Origin of the sequence: Streptomyces sp. NPDC097619, assembly GCF_040302735.1 — a bacterium.
GTDB lineage: Bacteria > Actinomycetota > Actinomycetes > Streptomycetales > Streptomycetaceae > Streptomyces.
In genome coordinates, this window is sequence record NZ_JBEOSD010000314.1 from 1 (window position 1) to 2,101 (window position 2,101).

Below are 2,101 nucleotides of genomic sequence, written 5' to 3' on the forward strand. Positions count from 1 at the left end.
TTGATCCCGTCGATCAGCGAGTGCCGGCAGCCGTACTTGTTGTCGAACTTCGACTTCGTCACCGCGTCGTTCACGTTGATCGCGGGGAAGAGCAGCCGGCCGTTCTCCGCGAGCTCGTACAGGCGGTGGACGCCGGTGGTGGTCTCCTCGGTGACGCCCTTGATGCCGCCGGCCGTGTCGGTCCACTTGGACGGGTTGGCCTTCAGGGTCCGGCCGAGGAGGGAGAGGATCAGCGCGAACTCCTCGTTCTCCGCGGTGGAGGGGTCGGGGACCTCGCCCGCCTTCTCGAACTCGACGCCCATGTGGACGAGGAGGGTGGCGTCACCGCCGTCGTCCAGGATGAGGTTGGGGCCCAGCTCCCCCGGCCAGGTGAGGGCCTGCTCGGTGCACCACCAGTACTCGTCGAGGGTCTCGCCCTTCCAGGCGAAGACCGGCACGCCCTGCGGGGCCTCGGGGGTCCCGTTCGGGCCCACCGCGATGGCCGCGGCCGCGTGGTCCTGGGTGGAGAAGATGTTGCAGGAGGCCCAGCGCACCTGCGCGCCGAGGGCCACGAGGGTCTCGATCAGGACGGCGGTCTGCACGGTCATGTGCAGGGAGCCGGTGATCCGGGCCCCCGCCAGCGGCTGCGTGGCCGCGTACTCCCGGCGGATCGACATCAGACCGGGCATCTCGTGCTCGGCGAGCGTGATCTCCTTCCGCCCGAAGTCGGCGAGGGAGAGATCGGCGACCTTGAAGTCGGCCGCCTTGGTGCTGGTCATACGGGATTCCTCCGGTGCGAGGGGGCAGGGACGGACGGACGTGCGGTACGGGCACGAGCACGGGAGCGGACGGTGTGGTCGAGGCCGGACCCGGTCCGGGCCCCGGCCGGCTGCCGGGGCGCGCGGGCCGGGGTCAGGCCACCGCCTCCTCCGTGCGGGCGCGGGCCGCGGCGGAGAGCCTGGCCCGGGTCAGGCCGAGGTTCTGGTGGATCTCCAGGGCGGCCGTGGAGCGGTTGAGGGTGATGTAGTGCAGGCCGGGGGCTCCTTCGGCGAGGAGCCGTTCGGCCAGGGCGGTGGCGTGGTCGACGCCGATCTTGTGGCCCTCGACCCGGTCCTCGCGGGCGGCCTCCAGGCGCTGGGCCAGCAGCTCGGGGAAGGTGGCGTTGCTGAGGGCGGCGAAGCGGCGGATCTGCCGTACGTCGGTGGCGGGCATGATCTCGGGGATGATCGGGATGTCGCAGCCGGCGGCCGCGACCCGGTCCCGCAGCCGGAGGTAGTCCTCGGCGCGGAAGAACATCTGGGTGACGGCGTAGTCGGCGCCCGCCCGGCACTTGGTGACGAAGTGCCGGATGTCGCTCTCCCAGTCGGGCGAGCGCGGGTGCTTCTCGGGGAAGGCGGCCACGCCGACGCCGAACCGGCCGACCTCCTTCACCAGGGAGACCAGCTCGTGCGCGTACCCGAGCCCCTCGGGGTGACGGACCCAGGGCCCGTTCGGGTCGCCGGGCGGGTCCCCGCGCAGGGCGAGCACGTCGTGGATCCCGGCGTCCGCGTACTGGCCCATGATGCGGCGCAGTTCGGCGACGGAGTGGCCGACCGCGGTGAGGTGGGCGACGGGCCGCAGGGTGGTCTGGGTGGCGATGCGGTGCGTGGTGGCGATCGTGCGGCTCCGGGAGGAGCCGCCCGCCCCGTAGGTGACGGAGACGAAGGTGGGGGCCACGGCCTCGACCCGGCGGATCGTCTCCCACAGGCGCCGCTCTCCCGCCTCGTCCTTCGCGGGGAAGAACTCGAAGGAGTACGAGCGCTCACCGTCCGCGGGCAGCAGGGCGGGGCGCCCGCGTTCTACGGGAGACGGTGTGCCTGACATGCGGTTTCCTTCCGGAGGAGGGAGGGAGGAGGACGGAGCGAGGGGGACGGACGGAGGGAGGGCGGGCGGCGAGGGCCGTGGGAAGGGGCGGCTCCGAGCGGCGACCCCGAGCGACGGGGCGGGGCCGCCCGCGGACCTCAGCGCGCGTTGAAGTACGTCGCTTGGGGGTGGTGGATGACGATGGCGTCGGTGGACTGCTCGGGGTGGAGCTGGAACTCCTCGGAGAGGTGGACCCCGATCCGTTCCGGCCGGAGCAGGT

Annotated in this window: 2 protein-coding genes; both read right to left on the reverse strand. The window is 72.5% G+C overall.

Annotation, left to right across the window (positions count from 1 at the left end):
• On the reverse strand, window positions 1-758 hold a 758-nt coding region (locus tag ABTZ17_RS36690; RefSeq protein WP_352200160.1), incomplete at its 3' end, for an adenosylhomocysteinase.
• Between the two features lie 133 nt (window positions 759-891).
• Entirely contained in the window at window positions 892-1,842 is a 951-nt protein-coding gene (metF, locus tag ABTZ17_RS36695; protein ID WP_352200161.1) for a methylenetetrahydrofolate reductase [NAD(P)H], read from the reverse strand.
• Window positions 1,843-2,101 lie beyond the last annotated feature (259 nt).

What these genes read in the sequence shown, in the direction of transcription:
- metF (WP_352200161.1), bottom strand. Translation starts at nt 1,842, where the DNA reads ATGTCAGGCACACCGTCTCCCGTAGAACGCGGGCGCCCCGCCCTGCTG.